Consider the following 1,375-nt stretch of genomic DNA (forward strand, 5'->3'; position numbering starts at 1 on the left):
TCCATCTGTGGACGCCCCCTGGAACGCAAGTGGCTTTTGATGGGTAGGCACGATGTCGGTTGCTGCCATCTGTCCGGCCTCTGCTGCAGCCGTGGGCTGCGGGCCCGTATGGGAGTTCGCGGACCGGAACCAAGTCACCCAAGGCGTGCTCGCTGGCACGGTGGAAAGCACTGGTTCTTCCGGCCCCGTCTCGCCGACTGTTGTGCCATACCCTCCTTCGACCGACCTCGCGTCCCCGACAGCCTCTGACGCCGACCCCGGCTCTACGCCGTGGCCACCGCCGGAGCTCGGTAGCTTCCGCCCTTTGCTAGAAGGGCCCAGACGATACGCGCCATTTTGTTGGCCAGCGCCACCGTCACCAGCATGCGGGGCTTTCGCGCCAGCATCTGTTTCAACCACGATCCTTCAGGCGCTCCGCGTCGCGACGCCTGATGCACCACCGCGCTGCTGCCGATGATGAGCAGGCGTCGCAACGTGCGTTCGCCCATCTTCGAGATTGCGCCAAGTTTCTGCTTGCCACCCGTCGACCTTTGCAGGGGGGCAAGGCCGAGCCATGCGGCGAAGTCCCGTCCCTTGGCGAAGGTCGCGGCCACAGGAGCCAGAGCAATCAGTGCCGTTGCGGTAATGGGGCCGATGCCGGGGATGGTCATCAGTCGACGAGCCGTTTCGTCTTCTCGAGCTCGGCGGGCAATCTCCCGGTCGAGTTCGGCGATGCGATCATCCAGGTCCGCCAGGAGGTCCAGCATCACCCGGAACATCGCGACAGCGGCAGGCGGAAGCAAGGAGCCCATCTCGTCCTCCAGAAGATCGCCCAGCATCGCCATGTGGGACGGGCCCTTTGGTGCGACCCAGCCATACTCGGTCAGGTGCCCGCGAACGGCGTTGATGAGCTGGGTGCGCTGCCGGACCAGAAGGTCGCGGGTCCGGAAGAGGAGAGCCGAGGCCTGCTGCTCCTCGCTCTTGACGGCGACAAAGCGCATCGTCGGACGCTGCGCCGCCTCGCAGATCGCCTCGGCATCGACGGCATCGTTCTTGTGGCGCTTCACGAACGGCTTGACGTAGGCTGGCGGGATCAGCCGAACCTCATGGCCCAGTGCCATCAGTTCGCGGGCCCAGTGATGCGCACCGCCGCAGGCCTCGAGAGCCACTAGGCAGGGCGGCTGGGCTGCGAAGAAGCCCAGAAGCTTTGCCCGGCTCAACCGCTTGCTGAAGACGCCCTGCCCACGCGCATCCGCACCATGGGCATGAAACACGTTCTTCGCGATGTCCAAGCCGATCGTGGTAACCTGGGCCACGGACGTCTCCCTCGATTGGTGCTCAACACCACCACTCTGGCACAGCGATGCCGCCGAGGGGGGCGTCCACCCCATCACCC

General features: G+C 65.5%; 1 protein-coding gene. It reads right to left on the bottom strand.

The genetic code is table 11. The features are described from left to right. Positions 1 to 263: 263 nt before the first annotated feature. On the bottom strand, positions 264 to 1,295 hold the full coding sequence (locus ABIC30_RS31745) for an IS110 family RNA-guided transposase (RefSeq protein ID WP_331299225.1): 1,032 nt from the start codon (positions 1,293 to 1,295) through the stop codon (positions 264 to 266). Positions 1,296 to 1,375 lie beyond the last annotated feature (80 nt).

It is taken from the genome of Methylobacterium sp. 1030, assembly GCF_040544715.1.
GTDB lineage: Bacteria > Pseudomonadota > Alphaproteobacteria > Rhizobiales > Beijerinckiaceae > Methylobacterium.